The following is a 19,439-nucleotide window of genomic DNA, read 5'->3' as shown; positions in this document are numbered from 1 at the left end:
ACTTTATTTTAAGATGACTATTTTGGCACTACGCACATATCCACCCTTCTGCACATTAACCAGATAGGTCCCGTTCTCAAATCCGGAACTGTTGATTTTTATAGTATTTATACCAGGACCTAAATCGTACTCTTCTGTATGGACAGCGCGGCCTTTCATGTCAACTACCTGCACACGTGCTCCTTTTAGTGCAGAAAGGACATTCACTTTAACTTCAAATGCATTATTGGCAGGATTAGGAAAGAGCAATATGTCTTGTGCAAACACTTCATCCTCCCACGTGTAATCTGCCGCCATTCTGCCTCCTGCATTCTTTTGGAAAAATGACTCTCCATTCTCGGTCAAGTAAGTATAACCGGCAGGAACTGGGAACAAGGAAGGTGTAGCTGGGGGTTCGAGTCCACCATAATTACTCGTAGGCCATTCCATACAAGCCGCTAATGCCGTATATCCTGAATTATTCAGCGTGACATCTGGCCGGCTGATCATCTCCGCTGCGCGTACTATGAACCGTTCCGGTGAGGTTTGGATCCGCTGCACCAGCCACCATTTGTTATGGAAATACCGTGCAATTAGCGGATGACCTGTAACTGTCCACGTACCTATCACCAGTCCATCCGTCAACGTATTGCAAGGCGTAGCGATGACCGTGTAGGATACTGAAGGGCTGGTAGTACAAGACCCTCCTTGACAAGTTACCGAATAAACTACAGGACTTGGTGTGGCCGTTACCGTTATACTATTACTGGTGGCATTTGTATTCCATTTAGGAGTACCCGTGCTACAGCTCGTGGTCAGAGTAAGGGATTGACTGATGCTAGGAGAAGTTACACTGGCGCTTATCGTAGCTGGTGTTGAGCAGGCAACAGGTCCACTGGCTTGGAAGAAGTATTCCCCATTTTCACTCATATAGGTATATCCAGAAGGTACGGCAAATACAGAAGGAGTAGCAGGAGGCTCAAGACCACCGTAGTTGCTGGTTTGCCATTGAAAACAAGCCCCTAAACCTGAGTAGGATGAATTGTTCAAATTAACATCACCCCGTGTTAGCATTTCTGAAGCCCGAACAATAAAGCGCTCTGGACTGCTTTGGATGCGTTGCACCAGCCACCACTGACTGTGGAAGTACCGCGCTATTAAAGAGTGGCCGGTTACCGTCCACGTACCCATCACTAGCCCATCAGTCAACACATTACAGCCGCTAGCCTGCACTGTATAGGATACCGAACTGCTGGTAGTACAATTTGATCCCTGGCAAGTTACCGAGTACGTGGTTGCTGTAGCGGTAGCCGTAACAGTGATACTGTTGGAAGTAGCGTTAGTGTTCCACTTAGGTGTACCTGAAGTACAACTGGTGGTAAGGGTAACACTTTGACTAATGGTAGGTGATGGGACATTTGAAGTAATAGCCGCTGGAGTTGAGCAAGGGCCATTTGAACCAGTTACTGTGTAGGAAACCGAACTACTTGTAGTACAATTCGAGCCCTGACAAGTTACCGAGTAGGTGGTCGCTGTAGCCGTTGCCGTCACAGTAATACTGTTAGAAGTAGCGTTCGTATTCCACTTTGGCGTACCCGTAGAACAGCTGGTAGTTAGCGTAACACTTTGGCTAATGGTCGGTGACGGAACATTTGAAGTAATAGCAGCTGGCGTAGAACAAGCGGCTTGTGAGCTTTCTTTGAAGAAGTGCTCTCCATTTTCAAATACATAATCGTAGCCGGGTACGTAACCAAATTGAGAAGGGGTAGCTGGCGGCTCTAATCCTCCATATGGACTAGAAAGCCATGAGAAACAGGACGCCATGCTAGCAAACGCCGGATTAGCAAGCGTTACATCCCCTCTCAAAAGCATTTCGTAGGCTCGAACAATGAATCTATCTGGATTGCTTCCGATTCGCTGCGTTACCCACCATGAATTGTGAAAGTTACGCGCTACAAGTGCGGCTCCGTTGACTGTCCAAGTTCCTAAGACTATACCATCTGTAAGCACTGCACAAGAATCAAACGGTACTGTTCCTGTACCTATGAACTTTTTCTCACTTAACCGGCCTATTCCATCATAGATGCGGTGAACGATGTCAACTGGTTCTGAGTTTATACCCAGTGCATTCGTGGTAACCCGGCCAGCATGATCGTAGTCGTTTCTATTTTTCACCGTCAACGTACCTGTAGCAAAGGGATAGGTTACGTTTTGTTTTGTCACCTCACCGGCAAAATTATATTCCAGGTTCTTTACTAAGATGTTTGCGGTATTGGAAGTACTTAGAAAATGAGTATGCTGACTTTGAATCATTCGGTTTAGTACATCATAATAAAAGGCATCCGTATATACTTTTGCATTCTCCCGGGAGTTCAATTTCTTCACCCCTGCCAGTAATCCCTTGATGTTCGTATTTCGCGTATGAAAAGCCCCTGTAGCAGCAAATGCAAACTGCGGCTCAAGAAAGGAATAATCATCATAATAATTTAGCAGTTTCTTTTCCGTGGACACCGGCTGCAAAGTAGACGGAAAACTAGCACCGTTATATGTAGCTCCAGTCCGGCTCTCAAAGGCCGTAGTATGTGCATCAAATAAACTCTGGGCTGAGGCCCGGGTAGTGCTTTTTGTGGTCTCACCACTAACCGCCACTCTTCCATGTACATCGTACTGGGTAAAATTCCAGCGGTTCAGCGTTTTCTGATAAGCATCCTGGTGCATCACTGCCCTATTGTTCTTATCATATACTGTTTCAGTCCATCCTGCTCCCGGTACATGCTTACGGGTAACACGCCCGCGGGCATCGTACTCATAGCAGAACACATAATTGGAGAATGAACTACTACTTTGACCTATAGAACTATTTAAGTCATATCCTAGAGGTTGTAAAACAGCCCGGATGCGACCTAATCCATCATATATATAGTAGGTAACAGCCCATACGCCAGAGGATATCTGCGATTGCGTCTGCACGGTCTGTCCTTTTTTGTCCTTGTAAACAGTAGTAACATTGCCCTGTTCATCCGTTACTGTACTGGAAATCAAACTCCATGCCGGATATGTACCTGCTAGAGTAATGTCATTACTAGTATTTATGGTATATTTTCTCACGTTGGTCCCAGCAGTTCCGTAAGAATAGTTCACATTTTTATTGTTCGTAGCCCACGCTGTACCTGGGCCTCGCGTTTGGGAAACTTCATCAGAAACTCCTCTGTAAGTTGTCGTTGAGTAAGCCTGTTCCCCATAAAAGCTATTTGCCGTACTCTCCACCGTACCACTTGCTAGTGGCGTGGTAGAAGTAGATGCGTAAGAAACCGGTAAGTGGGCTTTACTTATTCTACCCACATTATCCCTCACCAAGTTTTCCGCGATGATATTATTTGTAGAAGGAGTTTGACGCCACAACACCTTCTGAGATAACTCTCCAAAGGCATTGTAAAATTCATATAGTGAGGTAGCGTTTAAATGGTTGCTAGCATTAGAAGCATTTGTAGTGGCCGTTCTCAGATTTCTGCTGACTACATGGTTAGCTAAGGAATTGTTATTGCCCCTTAATTGGTATTCGTAAACACTTACCCAGTTTCCGTTATGATCCTTAATGCCTGACAAGCGTCCGAAAACATCGTACTCGTAATCAGTCCGGGTTCCGTTAGGTAAAATACCCCTACTCATACCCACGAAGGGCTTGTATAAGAACCCACTCATTTGCGCCGCAGTTAAGGAGTTCTGCACTGAAGTCAAAGTATTTTGGATGGTAGTATTATCCGCTGCATTGAGGAAGTTATTGTACGAGGTCCCCGCACTGGAAAGCGCTAGGTCAAGATCCGTTTTTAGCGCGTTTTTAAGATGTCCTACTATGTACCTAGCCCTATAGGCTCTTAAAACTGAAGTATGAATCCCGGCCGCATCGCGCACATTAATAGCCTGCCCTAGCGTATCGTAAGCTATTACAGCATAGTTTTCAAAGTAGCTGGATGAATTTATACCGCTACTTGTACCGCTGTAAGGTACAAAAGTGCCCGACGCTTGGTAGCGGTATTCTTTTGAAGGCAGGAACAAGCGAGGTTTACGGCTATTTCCAGTAAACTGGGCAAAAGTGTATGCTGTGGCATCCTGCACTGTGCCAGCGGCTGAGATTGTGCGTTCTATTACGATATTGTGCCTATGATTATTTATCAAAGAATCCAGCATAGGGTCTTTCCCCGATACGTTCTTATAATCTAAAGGATATTTTAGCTTTTCCTCGTGAACGATGCCGTCAGAATTTGTGTAAACCTGCCGGGTCAGTTGATAGTGCTCAGGATTATCGTAGTAGAGGTCTGTAGTGGTTGTAACGGGGTTTTGGCCGTTGGCGTCGTAAGTGTAAGTAATTTCTTTTTTAGGGTAAAACCAGTAACTAACTGGCTTATAATACTTAGCATAATCAGCAATATGCTGCCAATCACCTTGTTTAGTTACCCCCCACTTAATATAAAAGTGCAGTCGTACTATATTTATTAGTAGTGTAATTTTCTTTAGGATCATATTGGGTAGAGTTAGCTGACGTCATCAAATTATTGGCATAATTTATAGTTTCAATGGGCCGTCCTCGCATTCCAGAATAATCTATTACAGGACCAATAAGTGCTGTATTTCCTGCCCTAGTTGGGGTCCCAAGCTCATTTGAATAACCGTCCTCAGTATTACTTGTAAAATGATGCAATGCCTTCCTTACACCGTTTTTAAATTCATTTACTCTATAATAATTAATTGGAAATTGAGACATGGAATTAAATGGCTCAGAAAATGCAAAATATGCCGAAGAAAATTGACCTTCAGCCCAAATATCATAAAAGGTTTACCAAATATTTCACCACTCGAAAATGCATCACTTGGACTTGTATAGGTATAGGTGGTAGTAAAAGTGGGCTCATTTCCTGACTCGTCTATCCTAGCAATTGACTTTATCCTTATTCCTGGACCGGGTAGAACATTAGATATATAAGGATATTTAACAGTTACATACAACATGAATGTAACATTTGACCAATTTGGGTTAGAAGTTGGATTACCAAAACAATAACCATGGTTAGTTAAAATTGTAAATAAATCATGTATTGTATATGGAGCATTCCCTGCTTTTGGAACTAAGGTATGATTTAGAATCTTATAGGTACTGCCACAACCAGATGGACTACCAGGTGGTACTACAATTGAAATATCCACCGGTGTGTTCGTTGTTATATAGATATTTGGAGAAGTTACAATAGTCCCTTCTATTACTTGTAAAAATTTTAAACTATCGATATATAAAGTTCCTGTTTGAAATTCTCCATTTACGTAACTATAGTCATTAAGTTCATATTCATATGTTTCCTTCCCACCCGTAGGATATGTAATAGACTGAATTGCCCAATCTTTGCAAATTCAAAATCAGGCTCTCTATTAGCACCAAAAGCTGGTACTAAAGAATTGTTTGTAACTTTCCCATTGTAAAAGCCAAATTTGTCAATCCCTTTCGTATTTATGATTCGCGAACTAGTACCCAAATAAGTAAATGTATAAGGTGCCATTTCAACATTACCTGTGCCAATTTCTTTAATAGCACTTAGAGAAAAACCTTCTCCAAAATTGGCAAAAGTGAAATTATAGGCTTTAACAAAAACTTGTCCAGAATTTAAAGTTGAATATTGTGTAATATTTACCAATCTCTTAGGATAATTTCTAAACCCTCCTACTATAGTAGATGTTGAATAATCTTCATATTTCAATTCAATTTTCCAGCCATTTCCTGTGATTTTTTTTAAATAAACTTCATAGGAAATATTAATATTTACATCTGCATAGTTTGTGATTGATGACTGCAACCAACTTGGAGATGGAACATATGCAAAAAAACTTTCCACAGGCGTAAATTGTGCCCTGTTGGCTGAGGCTGGGCTATCTGTATATTCAAGTTTTATCTTTTGCCCACCAGTACCGATGATTTCGGTCAAGTGCCATGCAGAAATTAACTTTCCACGAACTCCATCGTCATTAAATCCACTCTGTTCACCCTTTTCACTGGTGGACCTACTATATTCCACTGCATAAAATTTATAAATAGTTCCGTCTTCTGTCGTTATTGAAAATCCCACGAAGTTATCTAGAACGGTATGTAATGCGGCGTGAATGGGAATTGGATTTGGAGAATATTCAGCTTTAATCGCCAATTTACTCTGTGAAACTATGTGTATCTTTCCATCAGCGCCAAAAAAGAAACTACCACTATTGCTCCCAAAACTAAAATTAAAAAGAATCAGGCTCCGAATCAATATTACCATATGTTACTTTCAGCCATTAGGCTATTTGGAACCTGAGTGGCTTGAAATTGATCGATAGCCGTCTGTATCTCACTCCCAATGTGATAATAACCCGCATTGGACCTTTCGTCTTTCTTACTATTTACTGTTCTTGTAATTGTTCCACCAGCTAATAAATTCCATCCATTTCCTAGAATTCCAGTTAATTCCGACGGACGGTACCCTCGATATGAATAATTAGCAGATATATCTAATGGTAGTCCATACTCATCTATTTCAAATAATTTTACATTTGGCGAAATGGATCCTGAACTTAAATTTACAGGCGCTAACGAATACCTTCCAATACTAGCAGCATTCGGTGATGGCGGACTCTATCAAATGGGGTCTTTTGTCCATATACTTGGTAAACAACAAATAATGACAAGAAAATAATGACTCTCATTAATTTTTTAAATTAAGTTGTAATAATTCGGGTTTAACACTGAATCGAAAATCCTTGTTTAAAGAATTTGGAAAAATCATTTCAATTCTATTCCCCAAGGGCATCCAAATGAGTTCCGCAGATTCGATAATTGGGTCGTTTGCAACGTATGTATATGACCAGATTCCCTTCTTGGTATCGTATTTCCATATAAATGGTTCAATACTTATTTTCTCACTTGAAATAATGGATTGACCAAAAGCAAGCCACAAATTTCCATCGCCATCGATCCAATGTTTTGCTTTAACTCTATATCCCGGGTAGATGATCCTACCGCCCTCTCCCAAAACTCTTTCAATCGAATGCGACTCCTTGGACATTTCCTCCCATTCTCCCCTCGTAGAATTATATCTCCAAAAATCAGCTAGAACCCTACTACCTTTGTAATCCTTGTCATAACCAAATCCTCCATACAAATAAATTTCTGCTGGATTTGGAGACCATATGGCCATATCTACTCGTGCCGAAGGAGAATTTATATTTGATTTGTCAATCCACTCGTTTCTAAGGTATTGAAACACCAGATTTCGTTGGAAAAGTTACCTGACCTTTCCGTTAATGGCGAATCTAAAAAGCCTCCAAATAAGTATAAATTTTGCTTTTCGTCAATCCACCCACCAGCTCCTCTTCGAGGACCAGGAATTTTCCCTTTTACTTCTATTTTTTGCCACTTGCTTGCTTTAAAGCTGTAAAACCATAAATCATTTAGTAGCTCATTACTAGTGGAGGAAACACCTCCAAATAACCAAAGCCCTTGATCAGTAACCCATTTTAGAGCGTCAATTCGTATCACAGGATTCGACTTTTCATCGGCTGAACCTACGAACATATGGTCATCACCTTGCTCTTTAAAAAATCTCAACACCACTTTTATCTGCATACAGAAACACTTTGTCTTTATACTGCCACAGCAAAGGTGCGCTTTTAAAAACTCTCTTTTCCGTAAACTTTAGTCGTTTCCCATCGCGATTGAGCTAAAGCAGAAAGGTGAAATAAGAAGATGAGGATGACGGTAAATTTTACTCTCATAAATAGAATAGGTGTTTTGGTGTCATATAAATGATTCAGTACCTTGCCATATGACAAGAAATATAAAATGTGAATACTTAAAAAGTTGCCTAGTGAGTATAAAGATGATTAGGCGACTGTTTTAGCCACATATCACGTCAGCAAAAAAAGCAGGGAGTGTCTAAATGCACATTTAAATGTGGTTCATCACGAGCGCATTTAAGGAAGATGATAGTTGCAATGTAATTCATAGGGCGTCAAAAAGGATGCGGCAATCTAGATGCACTATCAAATCAAAAAAAGCATTAAAGAGATTTTTTATTAAACGGTACTGAACTGAAAGGACCTCTAAATAAATCTTTTAGGCCAGATGAATTCCCTTGAATAAAATAAACAGTGGACATTGACGAAAATACATCGTCACTTTGTAGTTTGCAAAGTGGAACCTTTCTTACCTATATGAAGTATCTCTTGCTGGCCCTAGTATACGTAACTCCAATAATAGCACATTCGCAATCCAAGACAAGTGCCGGTTTGGCGGGTACTTATAATGCTGCATTACAAACCTTTGGCATAGGAATTCGGGCACAATTCTCATTAAACCAAAAATTTTATATCAGTCCACAAATGGAGTATATTCCTCCAATAAAAGATTTTCATGAAGTAACGATGGGAATCAATACGCACTATTATTTAATAAAACCTTCCACGCCCTTGGGTAATAGATACCAGCACCGAAATCTCATTGCACTTTATCTTATTGGCGGCGTACACTACAACAGATGGATAAATTATGCACCCACCATAAATCCCAAAGACTAAACAAAACAATATTCTACCAGAGGTTGGCGCCGGCTTAGAGCTTGGAAGAAACTATTTCAAAATCTTTACTGAAGCAAACCACAATACAGTATGGATGGAACCTTCTTTTGAAATAGGAATGCAAATAAATCTCAGTAAAAGATCCAAACCAAAGTGTTTCTTTCCACTATGAGGTATATCCTATTACAATTTTTTACTATCTGCTTCTTATCCTCATGCAAGGAAGATAGAAGAATACATCCCACTGAACCAGGGCCAGCTGCAGTACCAGGTTTACTTAAAAAAATTTCAGCAATTTCAAAGTTGGGTAATTACCATATTGAATTTTCATATATGGATAGTTTGACGCTAAAAAGTATAATTTACAACTATGGAAATAGACAGTGGACTGAAACTTTTCATTATAAAAATGATACCTTAAGGACTTCTATCTCTAACGATACCACTAAATTCTATGAGTATAAAGACGGCAAACTTTCCTCTATTGTAAATCAGCCTAAATTACCAGCATCAGAACAAATTATACAACGCTACTACTATCTCGAAGGAGGAAATAAAGTTACCCACATCATAAGGGAGAAAAAAGAATCAAATGAAGTAACTCAGTTGTCAAATATCTCACTCATTTGGCGTGGGGGAAATGTTGGATTTTTACGATTGCAAACAAACAATTTTCTGGAGGAATATGACTTCCAATACGGCAGTGGCAAAAACCCTCTTCATCGCGTGTATAGACAAGTACTACGCATACCAGGTGATCATTACCATTCGCTCTCCGAAAATCTCATATCAAACATAAATTTGTTCTTGCAAAATTCTGAAATCAGAATAGAAAGCACCCTAAATAATCAGGGATACCCAAGCGAGCAAATTATTTTTGAAAGAACTAACACTTCAAGCCAAGAGTGGAAAGAGAAAGAGCGGTTATTGTATGAATATTACGAATAAGTGTTTGTTAAATGGCTATGTGTGTTGTGTATGTGTAAGCTCCCCTATTTAGTACAGTCTAAAAAGAGACAAAATACATTTTGTTTCAGTCTGTTGTTGGGCGCAGTGGAGCGTGGCGAAACGGAGCCCAACAACAGACTTTTGATGCCACAGGACTTATTCCTCCTAGGCAATAGGCAATGACCTGTTAGTGCTTAGCAAGAAGGTGAAACAGCAGGATAGATATCAAATAACTTTAGGTTATGCCGGCCATGGGGTGTTTTGCCTCTCGTTTCCTACAGCAGATTACCCAATTTAATTCCCCTTAGGACCCTCAAAGAAATGAAGTAGATACCGAGTCCATTCAGCGTTAAGCTGCTGGAAATAAAATTAAGGAGGAGCTGATGTCTTTTTAGGAAAGACATGTTCAGTGTGCTCATTCACTATGGTGAAGAATCCGCGGCAGCAGTTCACCAGCGATAAACTGGACGAAAAATATTAAAAACGGAAGTACCACCTGTATAGGAAAAAGCATAACCTGCCATTTATTGAAGAAATAAGAAACATACCGGAAAAATACCAGCTTGCAGCGATCAAGATGGCAGAGGTGCTGGATTTGGGTGCCAACATATACCAGCATTATGAATCCGGAGAAATACCGAGCCAGTCCAATGCCCGGTTGATCCCTCTGACGGAAGCCCCTAGTAAGTGTAGAGAGCTAGTTTTATGACGTGGAGTCCTGATAGAAAAGGTGAAAGTACTGAAACGAGTAGAACAACTTATAGGAAAACAAAGTTGGCTTACAGTAATTAACCGAAAAGCGGGATACTTATTGCGAGCAGAAAACTAGCTTACCAAGTATAATAGCTACAAATAGACGGTTATCCAAAAGACCATTAGCGTGATCCAGTTTCTTATCTCTAAACTAAACCCGACCAATACAGGATTTGTCAAGTCGCTGTTTTACGTACACTTTATACACTTAAGTAAGCAAAGCGTGTCATTTTTGGGCCTAGACTACAGAACCATATGATACGTCATAGTTCCCCAGCCTGAAAGCCTGCAGGAATACGGAGCGGAAAGCGGCTATATTACGAGAGATAGGTGTGCTGCGGAGAATGAAGGGTCTAATGGAACCTATGATGTAGGAATCATGTAAGATCTACAGATTTTTGTGACATAAATTCTGCCACAATATGAAAGGGACTGACAGGCATGAATCCTATAATATTAGCCAGATACTACTTGCTAATTATCAAAAAGATGCCTGTTTGGGTAATTTGCAGAATAAATCTATAGTAAACTACAGGTTCGCAAACAAATATTAGCTGACAATCTGTCATAAAAAAGTTAATTGGCAGAGGATTTGAAACCTTAAACCTTAAGGACAGGAATTTCCTTTTCGTAAAAAAAGAATATTTATACTATTTTATAACCAGAAAATTACAAAGAGAGGATACTAAGTAAGAAAAATGCTCTTTAAAGTTTGGCGACCACGAGAGCATTTTTCTGTAGATTTTTGGTAGTAGAATCTAAACAAGACTAATCCATCTTGTTTCGGGCTACCGTGCGTTTTCTTACTTAAAAACGCCGCAAAGCTACAATTTGTTGTTAAACCAACAAATTAATTATGCTTTTTCTTGCGTTTCTGAAAACTACACCTGGGCTCATTGCTACCAGTATTATTTAAATCATTTAAAATTTATTAGTAATCATGGCAACAAATGGAACTAAAGGCGGTGGACGCCACGGATCGATTAAAGATCGTTCACAAGTAGAAAATCCTAAAACAGGATTATTTGTTAAGAGAGACACCGAAACGGGTAGGTTTATGGATGCAAAAACAACAGGTGGTAAGTTTAAATCAGTTAGAAACGAAAAGAAGTAATTATGAAAAAGTATTATTTAAATTTAATACCTCAGTCAAACGGCGATTATGAGGTGCATTCAGAAGATTGTAATTATAGACCTAAGCTAAATTATGACGAGTTAGGCTATCATTCTTCATGCAGTTTAGCAGTTACAACTGCGAAGAGAAGGCATCCCCTTAAGAAAATTAATGGATGTTATTATTGCTCCAAAGTATGTCATACTAGTTGACTAATAATATAAGGGTTGTCGATTTTCGGCAACCCTTTTCCTAATAGCTTGATAAAAAATCGGTCAAAAAACTAAGTTAACTATTTATTAGATTTGTGTATGTCAAAACATCGCAAAACATGGAGTTCTGAAGAGAAGGAAAGAATAGTTCTTCATTCAACTCAAAATGAGGTTAGTGCTTCTTAGCGAGAATTTGGAGTTTGAACTGCCAGTATTTATCAATGGCGAATGACATTAGAAAGCGTGGGCAAGAAGGGTTTAGAGAGAGGAGGAGGTATTAGTGAAGCGGACTGAGAAGTATAGGGAGCCACGACGTGAAAATGAGGCTCTATAAAGGATAGTTGCAGAAAAAGAATTAGCTATTCAAATTAAGGATTCCCTTTTAAAAAAAAGTCAATCTCTAAAGAAGGAAATATGATGGTTGTTGATGAATTTCTAGAAATGGGTATGTAAGCTCCACCTTTTTAGTACAGTCTAAAAAGAGGGAGCTTACAAAAGTAGTATTAATTTCAGGAAGAAAATATTCTACTTTTAAACCGTACTATTTTCGGGGGAGCTTACACACAACAGCTTCCTCTTTATGTAAAAGTTGAATTTTAATTTGGGGGGATAAGATTCTAACACATAATTTTTTGAAAAGATCGATGAAAAAAATATTGATTGATGCTAGAGACTTTGCATTTTATTGGTCAACTACCCAAGGAAATGAGCCTGGCGGAATAGACGGAAGAATTAAGTTTGGCGTTTTTTTACTCTCTTACTACATGACATTGTTGTTTATGATAGCAAATATATCCAGCCATCTGAACTATACATCGTTTTTGAGTGAGGACGGACCAACTATTGTAAGGCTACTGCACGGCTTTATATTAATTTCCCCTATCTTAATAATAACCTATTTATTACTAAAAAAATTAGAGCCAGTCCCCTACAACCATGAGATGCTGCCCCAAGAAATTAAAAGAAAGAGAAGGGTTTACATCATCGGTACAATCTTGGGTTTATTGTCTGCGATCTTCATAGGGATAGTAATACCCTTGTATCTGAGAGGAGGAAGAATAGAGTTCTTCAATTATGTTCTCCAGAGGGGTACTTGAAGGATTTCCCCCATCACATCATAGGAGTAACATTGTTTTCAAATAAGCTGCATACCTAACAGGCAACTGAATCTCTGTATTAGCTGGATACACTCATTGAGCAATTCCCTATCAAAACCTATGAGTCTGCTCAAGAATTGTCTCCATTATCATATACTACACCCCGCAGCAATTATATATAATTCGCTTCACTTTCACACCAAAGGATCTATGTTTAGCTTATTAGAGTAAGTGCATAGTCACCTATTGTGGGCATAATAATTCTCTATCATCAAAACCTTAAAGATCACAGATGCGATTTTCAAAGGACTTATTCCTGCTTTAAGTACAAGCAGACCACCATCCCTTCTCCTATCTTCGATTCTACTTTCAGTCGACACCCAATGGCCTCCGCAAGATCCCGAACAATAGGAAGCCCCAATCCTTTTTTCGCACTAATGATGGTCTCCTTACTGAATAAAGTTTCTATTTGCTCGGCACTCATCCCCGGGCCATTGTCCTTCACAGAAAGTAATACTTCATCCCCTTCCAAAGAAGCATCCCAAACTACCATCCCATCTTCCTGCTTTTGCACGGCCTTCAGTGCATTACTACTCAAGTTCAGCATGATCACTTGAAGATAATCCGGATCTGTGAATATTTGCTCCACATTTCCACTATCACAGGAGATTCTATCTGAGGTCAGGTTCTTTCTGATATAGGCATAGAGATCTGCAAGTTGCACCTCCCTTTTTTGCGGAACGAAATGGTCCATTTGACTTTTGCTCCAAAGCAATACGCTCTCCATGGTCTCTAATAAATTCTCCGCAGAGTCTGTGATGATCCCATGTAGGTGTTCGGAATTTTTCAGATCTGAAACCTCCCTTTGCAACTGTAAAAAATGAATCAAACTCGCCACCGGACTACGAAGATCATGACTTAGAATGCCAAAGAATCTGGCCTTTATTTGGTTTGCTTCTGCGAGTTGTTGATTCAAGGCCTTCAACGCTTCGTTTGACTTTGCCCTCATCCTATTCTGATAAAATAGCAAGGCTCCAATAACGAACAATAGAGCCGCTCCACCTATAAGGGCTGCCCGCGTACGTTGCGCATTACTCAATTCTAATTGTTGGATCTCGATTTCCCTATTCTTTTCTTCAATGGTCTTTTCACTCTCTAACCTGGCTATTCTATTCTTATGTTCCTGAGAATACAAAGAATCCCCTAACGTAAAACTCTCTTTATATAAATCAATCGCCCCCTTATAATTCCCCTTATATTCTTCCAGTTCACCGTATAATTTGAGAAAGTGCACCAATCCTCCGGCATCTCCGGTTTCTCTTAATAACTGTATGCATTTTTTCAGATTTTCCTCTGCCAGGTTCAATCTTTCTTTTGTACCAAAGGGAGGAATATCCTTCACGTCAAATCGCACCAGATTAAAATAGTCCACCGCCATATTCCCATAATTGGAGATGGCAACGGGATACTTTTCCAGATCTAATTCCAGAAACATATCCCTGGCCTTTTTCGAATATTCTATCTTTTTAGCATAATCTGAGTATAGTACCCCCAGATTTGCATAGACAGAAGCTTTTTCTCTAGGTAATTCCCACTCCTCATAGATCTGCAAGGCCTTCTTATACATCTCAATACTTCCAAGGGTATCCTTTTCAGCAGCCGCACACATGGCTAACATGGTCAGAGTTTCACCTATCTGTTCCCCCAAATCTGCTTCAGTAGCTAACTTATGGGCTCTATTTGCATACTCCTTAGCTTTGCCAAAGTCGCTATGATCATAGAAGTACTTACTTAGATTAGATGTTGCAATAACAATATAAGAGGTATCTCTAATTTCTTGAGCGATATACAAGGCCTTAAATCCATATTCCGTAGCCCGTATGAAGTCAGATGAATTCCCGTATTGCGCAGAGAGGTTTGTTAAAGCACCTGCCAAACCCTTTGGAAAATCTATCCTTTCGTAAATCTTGATAGCTTCTTTAAGGTAGTGTTCTGCAGAATCTAATTGTCGGCTATTCCCAAAATCCTCAGCCTTACTGGTATAAAATGCGGCAATACCCTTGTCCCATTTTATTTTCTTTGCATGTGCCAGGCCTTCATCGGCAATTTTACTAGCCTTTTCCAGATCCACATTTCTATGTATTTGCCAAAGCCTGTAATACAATCGGGTTTTGTTAGTATCATCTTTTGCGGTTAGAAGCTCCATCTGTAAACTATCCACCTTGCTTTGTCCTAAAGCAAACCGGGTCAAAAAAATCAGAAGGATACATAAACGTGACATCAGCCTCTAATTTGATGTAAAACTTGATCTTTATAACTTCTGCCTATGGGAATGCTTATTCCATTTACCAGTAAATCATTGCTACTGATCTCCTGCACAAAGTGGGGCTGAACCGCAAAGCTCCGGTGTGAGCGTACAAAGCCGGTAAAAGGACTCTCTCTCAACAAATTTCCTAAGGTAGACAAAACGGTATACTTCCTCTCAGTAGTAACAATTCTGGTATAATCCTTTAAGGCTTCCAGATACAGTATTTCACTCAATCTGACTTTATGTTGCCTTTGTCCATCTTTAATAAATACGGTATCTCCCTGAAGACTATGATCAAAGAGATGAGACTTATTCTTAATCTCTAGATAGGATTCTAATCGCTGCATAGAAGCAGTAAATCGATCCAAATGAAGGGGTTTTACCAAAAAATCCAGGGCCGCTACCTCAAAGCTATCAACGGCATATTCCGGATGCGAAGTGATAAAAATACAAGCTTCAACCTCCAACAAAGCTCTTCTCAGATCCAAACCGCTCTGATCGCCCATATCAATATCTAAAAAAAGCACTTGCGGATCTGAACTTTGGATATCTGCTAATGCATCTTCCGCAGAACCATAAATACCTGTAATCTCTAAGAAAGGAAATCTCCTTACATAAGCAGAAACGGTAAGTCGATCTACCTCATTATCGTCTACGATGATGCATCGGAAAGTCATAAGTTATAGCGGATATACTATCAAATATAAAGAAAATCAAACAGAAAGGAAGACGTTCATCGATTTAAATGGTCGATGGTCTAGAGTTCATTGTGAGACTAGAAGGTACGGAATAGCTTTGATCAGAGTACGGGCCTTACCCCTACTAAATACACAATATTAAACAATATTCACAATGAAAACTTTGCTAAAAAACACCATCTGGCTGCTATTGATTGTTCTAACCTCTTGTGAAGAAGAGAAAAAAGAACCTCAAAAATTTGATTTAAACACAGCAGACTTAAGTCAATACCTTCTTTTTTCTAAGGTGAAATACAATTTTGGGATTTCGAAAAATGAGATCAGACTATTCGATTTTGAACCTGGAGAGAAAGTCAAAACCATTACCTTATCTAAAATCGGGAACTCTAATTATACTGTCGTGGACAATAACACATTAAAGATAAATTCCCCTAACATACTACTTACTTTTAACGAAAAAGGCGAAGTAACGACCACTAACCTGGTGGTTGACGACTATACCTACGAAGAATTCCACCTCATTAAAAAAGCCGAAAACAATCAACTTTCAGGTAAGACCTTTTCCGGCACCTATTATATCGGAGATGGCAGTGTTTTGCACCAAAGTTTCTTTTATCAATTTGATGCAGGAAGTATGAAGCTAGGCACTAATTTCCCTAAAGCTGATAGAGAAGGATCTTATACCAATATTGGAAACCTGGCAGCATACAATGATAAGATCGCCGGACTGAGTAATGATAGAGAAATCATGTTTCTACATGAAGGAAAACTTCATGTGAGTTACCACGACTACCGAAATTTCAAGATCTACTACGGCACATTCAATGAACAGAAGTAAATCCATAAATTAATAGTTATAGCCTAATTCAGCAGTAGTCACCTGGTTTAATCCGGGCGACTACTCTTCCAAAAAAATTATCAATCCACTTTAATCTAACTGCAATATGAAAACTCTAATTCTCTGGCTATTCATTCTAGCCACTTGTGAAGCCCAAAGACCTACGACACCCCAGATTCAGGGGTACACTTCAGGAAGAACCTTAAACGGATTACCCCTGACGCTGACAGGAGTACCATATGCTAAGATGCCAGGAAGTGTATGGAGGCCAGACGCCCAAATGGTAGCAGAACTTTACATGACCTATAAGGTGCAAGGCGACCACGTACTGTACGCTAATAAAACCATAAAAACTACAGAACTCAGAAAAGATGGTAGTTGGGAGATCTCTGGACTGGACGTGCAGCCTCATCCTGAACATTTAGCAGGAGGAAAATATCTAGTGGCAGAACAGACCTCCTACTCCCTATTTATTTATCAAAGAATGGGAAGCAAAGAATCCTTCCGATGGAACGCAGAAGTTAAAGGGATGAACACCTTAGCTTATTCTCCTGTTCCGAAAATCCCTCCCGTAAAGGTTCGTCCTATAGACAAGCCCATACTTAACCCACAACCCATTCCTCCTAAAACCAACAAGGGATGATGGGGGCGAATAAGAATCCCCACACCGGCGGCTGAGCGTAGTCGAAGCCCCGGTGGCTGAGCGAATAAGAATCCCACACCGGCGGCTGAGCGGAGCCGAAGCCCCGGTGGCTGAGCGAAAAAGAATCCCACACCGGTGGCTGAGCGGAGCCGAAGCCCCGGTGGCTGAGCGAAAAAGAATCCCCACACCGGTGGCTGAGCGGAGCCGAAGCCCCGGTGGCTCTTCCTCAACCAGAAAAATGATTAGAAATTCCTAACTTCCACCTTACTATTAAAATAAATACGCATGCAGGACAAACTCCCTCAGCAAAAGAGCCGTTTATTTAGAATGATAAGCTCCAAAAAGGTGAATCCCATTCGCCCCCTAAACTTTCTTAGACACCACCTGCGGTGCAATCCCAAACTTCCTCAATTCATACCGCAATGCAGACTCTGAATTATATCCGCATTCCAGATAGCACAATGCCGGTGAAACATCTGAATAATTCTTCAAATAGTGTTGGAGCCTTCGTGAAGTAAGGTAATGATGTGGAGTAACCTTATAAGCCCTGTGAAATTGCTGACGAAAACTGGTTTCTGGAATCCCCTCTCGGGCTGCAATAGCATTGAGATCTAATTCAGGATTTTGGAAGTCCTCATCTATATATTTACGGACCTTCCACATCTCATCCTGTTCCCAAACGGGAAGATTACTTTTGTAATAGTCTAAAAGATAGTTAAAGAAATACTTAATTTTTGTATCCAAACTCCCCTGTGCAGCACTCCTTTGAAGATCTAAAAGCAGGTCTTTGACAAATTTATCCATGGGCACGAAAAGTATTCTTGTCCAATCTACATCACTGTCATCTCTACTCAATTCCTTGAACAATTCGTAATCCATGCTCATGGTAAGGATACTAAGTTTTCCAAATGGCAATTCCAAAAACAGCTCCTGATCTTGCGTAACCCCAATACGAAATCTACCATTTCGCATGAATTCAATAAACAGGCCCTCCTTATTCCTCATAAGTGCAGACCCACCTAGGACAAATATTATATATGCCCGTCCTTTCTGACAATGAATAGTGTAACTATACAGATCCATGACCTCCACCACCCCAATATGAAAGGAATCCTTGGTCAAAGATTGATGAAAAACCATACCTTCCCGGAAACGCGTCTCTACTTGCCACTGGGCAATAGGAAAAGGATAAAGAGTCCAAGAAGGTACCCGATAATTCACCTCCTTGGCTTTTGCATTCCATATCAGACGGTAGGGAGTTTTCATGATTTTCAAACATAAGTCACGTGAAAACTAGAACACTTTTTCAGATTATGCAAATGAAAAAATCCCACTCCAAATTCTTGAAGTTCAAATGCACCAAAATCCCCAAAAATTCAGTTACACTTATCCTTCGAAAACCATCTTAAAAACGACCAAACCTGCAATTCATCACATTTTTTGGCACAAATCATTAATAAGAAAATTTATTATTTGGTACTAACTTTAGTGATGTTCTGAAGAATTTTCAATACCCTTTTGGTACCAGTCAATAAAAATTGCACCTAAACATTTTATAATATACTCATTATCTGCTTATTTCGGGTCCTATTCTATTTAACCATAAGTTGGCCGCTATGGAAAAACTAAAAAACAGATTAAAGGATCTTCCTAATGAAGTTCTTTTTGAAATGCTCTACCACAAAAACCAGTACACTCCTCTAGCCCTTCAATTAGCTAAAGAGGAACTCAAGTACAGAACCCTAAGTGCAGAAGAAAAAGTACTATTTGACACCCTTTCTTCTGAGTCAATTGTAAAAGAACAGGTCCTGCAGCCTCCCTTAAATACCAAAGAAAGACTTACCCAATTTCTACTTCCTTGGTTAGCTGCTATCCCAAAAAACGTTTACCATGAAGCCGAAGCAAAACAGTTTAGAAAACTAGGACTTAGGACATATGGCTTAGCTGCAACTGTCACTTTAGCTGCTTATAGCAGTGATATGAATTGGTTGTTCCTAGGCATTCCCCTAATACTACTTGGCTCATTTTTCCTGGTAAACATCGTAGAATAAGTTCTGTCTCTATATACTAAACTACACCTTTCCCACAACTGCCGCTTTCGGCAATAAATCCCAGCCTGACCATTTAAAACCCTCTTTTTTTTAACTTACCACCTACTCTCATTTATCCCAATTTTAAGCAAATTAAAATTGGCTTAAATCTTCATTATCAAGGCACTACCTGTGTTTTAATCGCGTTTCATGATTACCAACTAAAT

Annotated in this window: 14 protein-coding genes; 7 read left to right on the top strand and 7 right to left on the bottom strand. The window is 39.8% G+C overall.

Going from position 1 to position 19,439, the window contains the following annotated elements; genetic code table 11:
• Positions 1-3 precede the first annotated feature (3 nt).
• The 4 genes from LBYS_RS16410 to LBYS_RS16390 all read right to left on the bottom strand — a co-directional run bounded on the left by LBYS_RS16410 (position 4) and on the right by LBYS_RS16390 (position 7,621).
• Positions 4-4,500, bottom strand: a complete 4,497-nt coding sequence (locus tag LBYS_RS16410; protein ID WP_013409970.1) for a T9SS type A sorting domain-containing protein — start codon at positions 4,498-4,500, stop codon at positions 4-6.
• 791 nt (positions 4,501-5,291) lie between these two features.
• On the bottom strand, positions 5,292-6,278 hold the full coding sequence (locus LBYS_RS16400) for a hypothetical protein (RefSeq protein WP_041823824.1): 987 nt from the start codon (positions 6,276-6,278) through the stop codon (positions 5,292-5,294).
• Between the two features lie 423 nt (positions 6,279-6,701).
• Positions 6,702-7,193 carry a hypothetical protein gene (locus LBYS_RS16395; protein ID WP_013409968.1) on the bottom strand — a complete coding sequence of 164 codons (492 nt, stop codon included), beginning with the start codon at positions 7,191-7,193 and terminating at the stop codon, positions 6,702-6,704.
• A gap of 23 nt (positions 7,194-7,216) precedes the next feature.
• Positions 7,217-7,621 (bottom strand): kelch repeat-containing protein, encoded by a 405-nt coding sequence (locus tag LBYS_RS16390; RefSeq protein WP_013409967.1) that lies wholly within the window; start codon positions 7,619-7,621, stop codon positions 7,217-7,219.
• 587 nt (positions 7,622-8,208) lie between these two features.
• Between LBYS_RS16390 and LBYS_RS16385 the strand changes: the two genes are divergently transcribed.
• The 4 genes from LBYS_RS16385 (at position 8,209) to LBYS_RS16370 (ending at position 12,695) form a co-directional block, all read left to right on the top strand.
• Positions 8,209-8,571: a hypothetical protein gene (locus LBYS_RS16385; protein ID WP_013409966.1), complete on the top strand. Its 363-nt coding sequence runs from the start codon at positions 8,209-8,211 to the stop codon at positions 8,569-8,571.
• Positions 8,572-8,739: 168 nt separating this feature from the next.
• Positions 8,740-9,519 carry a hypothetical protein gene (locus tag LBYS_RS16380; protein WP_013409133.1) on the top strand — a complete coding sequence of 260 codons (780 nt, stop codon included), beginning with the start codon at positions 8,740-8,742 and terminating at the stop codon, positions 9,517-9,519.
• A gap of 1,693 nt (positions 9,520-11,212) precedes the next feature.
• Complete coding sequence (locus LBYS_RS19340; protein WP_013409964.1) at positions 11,213-11,386, top strand: hypothetical protein; 174 nt, start codon at positions 11,213-11,215, stop codon at positions 11,384-11,386.
• An 856-nt stretch (positions 11,387-12,242) separates the two neighbouring features.
• Positions 12,243-12,695, top strand: a complete 453-nt coding sequence (locus tag LBYS_RS16370) for a hypothetical protein (RefSeq protein WP_013409962.1) — start codon at positions 12,243-12,245, stop codon at positions 12,693-12,695.
• 310 nt (positions 12,696-13,005) lie between these two features.
• Here the strand turns inward: LBYS_RS16370 and LBYS_RS16365 are convergent, their stop codons facing one another.
• Positions 13,006-14,976 (bottom strand): tetratricopeptide repeat-containing sensor histidine kinase, encoded by a 1,971-nt coding sequence (locus tag LBYS_RS16365; RefSeq protein ID WP_013409961.1) that lies wholly within the window; start codon positions 14,974-14,976, stop codon positions 13,006-13,008.
• On the bottom strand, positions 14,976-15,680 hold the full coding sequence (locus tag LBYS_RS16360; protein ID WP_013409960.1) for a LytR/AlgR family response regulator transcription factor: 705 nt from the start codon (positions 15,678-15,680) through the stop codon (positions 14,976-14,978). Before LBYS_RS16360 ends, LBYS_RS16365 begins: the two co-directional genes overlap by 1 nt.
• Before the next feature lie 175 nt (positions 15,681-15,855).
• Between LBYS_RS16360 and LBYS_RS16355 the strand changes: the two genes are divergently transcribed.
• Both LBYS_RS16355 and LBYS_RS16350 read left to right on the top strand, forming a co-directional pair.
• Entirely contained in the window at positions 15,856-16,539 is a 684-nt protein-coding gene (locus LBYS_RS16355) for a hypothetical protein (RefSeq protein WP_013409959.1), read from the top strand.
• A 106-nt stretch (positions 16,540-16,645) separates the two neighbouring features.
• Entirely contained in the window at positions 16,646-17,182 is a 537-nt protein-coding gene (locus tag LBYS_RS16350; RefSeq protein ID WP_013409958.1) for a hypothetical protein, read from the top strand.
• Positions 17,183-17,545: 363 nt separating this feature from the next.
• Here LBYS_RS16350 and LBYS_RS16345 read toward each other — a convergent pair whose 3' ends face one another.
• A complete protein-coding gene (locus tag LBYS_RS16345) occupies positions 17,546-18,448 on the bottom strand; it encodes a helix-turn-helix domain-containing protein (RefSeq protein WP_013409957.1) in 903 nt (300 codons plus the stop codon).
• 350 nt (positions 18,449-18,798) lie between these two features.
• Here LBYS_RS16345 and LBYS_RS16340 point away from each other — a divergent pair, with 350 nt between their 5' ends.
• Entirely contained in the window at positions 18,799-19,233 is a 435-nt protein-coding gene (locus LBYS_RS16340) for a hypothetical protein (RefSeq protein ID WP_013409956.1), read from the top strand.
• The last annotated feature ends 206 nt before the right edge of the window (positions 19,234-19,439 follow it).

Source organism: Leadbetterella byssophila DSM 17132, from assembly GCF_000166395.1.
In the GTDB taxonomy this organism is placed as follows: domain Bacteria; phylum Bacteroidota; class Bacteroidia; order Cytophagales; family Spirosomataceae; genus Leadbetterella; species Leadbetterella byssophila.
Note: the sequence above shows the minus strand (reverse complement) of the source record. Positions and strands in the feature narration are given on the sequence as shown.

Excerpts from the sequence above, each read along its gene's own strand:
- LBYS_RS16365 (WP_013409961.1), bottom strand. The coding sequence starts at position 14,976 with ATGTCACGTTTATGTATCCTTCTGATTTTTTTGACCCGGTTTGCTTTA.
- LBYS_RS16370 (WP_013409962.1), top strand. The coding sequence starts at position 12,243 with ATGAAAAAAATATTGATTGATGCTAGAGACTTTGCATTTTATTGGTCA.
- LBYS_RS16380 (WP_013409133.1), top strand. The coding sequence starts at position 8,740 with ATGAGGTATATCCTATTACAATTTTTTACTATCTGCTTCTTATCCTCA.
- LBYS_RS16355 (WP_013409959.1), top strand. The coding sequence starts at position 15,856 with ATGAAAACTTTGCTAAAAAACACCATCTGGCTGCTATTGATTGTTCTA.
- LBYS_RS16340 (WP_013409956.1), top strand. The coding sequence starts at position 18,799 with ATGGAAAAACTAAAAAACAGATTAAAGGATCTTCCTAATGAAGTTCTT.
- LBYS_RS16385 (WP_013409966.1), top strand. The coding sequence starts at position 8,209 with ATGAAGTATCTCTTGCTGGCCCTAGTATACGTAACTCCAATAATAGCA.
- LBYS_RS16400 (WP_041823824.1), bottom strand. The coding sequence starts at position 6,278 with ATGGTAATATTGATTCGGAGCCTGATTCTTTTTAATTTTAGTTTTGGG.
- LBYS_RS16350 (WP_013409958.1), top strand. The coding sequence starts at position 16,646 with ATGAAAACTCTAATTCTCTGGCTATTCATTCTAGCCACTTGTGAAGCC.
- LBYS_RS16395 (WP_013409968.1), bottom strand. The coding sequence starts at position 7,193 with ATGGCCATATGGTCTCCAAATCCAGCAGAAATTTATTTGTATGGAGGA.
- LBYS_RS16410 (WP_013409970.1), bottom strand. The coding sequence starts at position 4,500 with ATGATCCTAAAGAAAATTACACTACTAATAAATATAGTACGACTGCAC.
- LBYS_RS16345 (WP_013409957.1), bottom strand. The coding sequence starts at position 18,448 with ATGAAAACTCCCTACCGTCTGATATGGAATGCAAAAGCCAAGGAGGTG.
- LBYS_RS16360 (WP_013409960.1), bottom strand. The coding sequence starts at position 15,680 with ATGACTTTCCGATGCATCATCGTAGACGATAATGAGGTAGATCGACTT.
- LBYS_RS16390 (WP_013409967.1), bottom strand. The coding sequence starts at position 7,621 with ATGCAGATAAAAGTGGTGTTGAGATTTTTTAAAGAGCAAGGTGATGAC.
- LBYS_RS19340 (WP_013409964.1), top strand. The coding sequence starts at position 11,213 with ATGGCAACAAATGGAACTAAAGGCGGTGGACGCCACGGATCGATTAAA.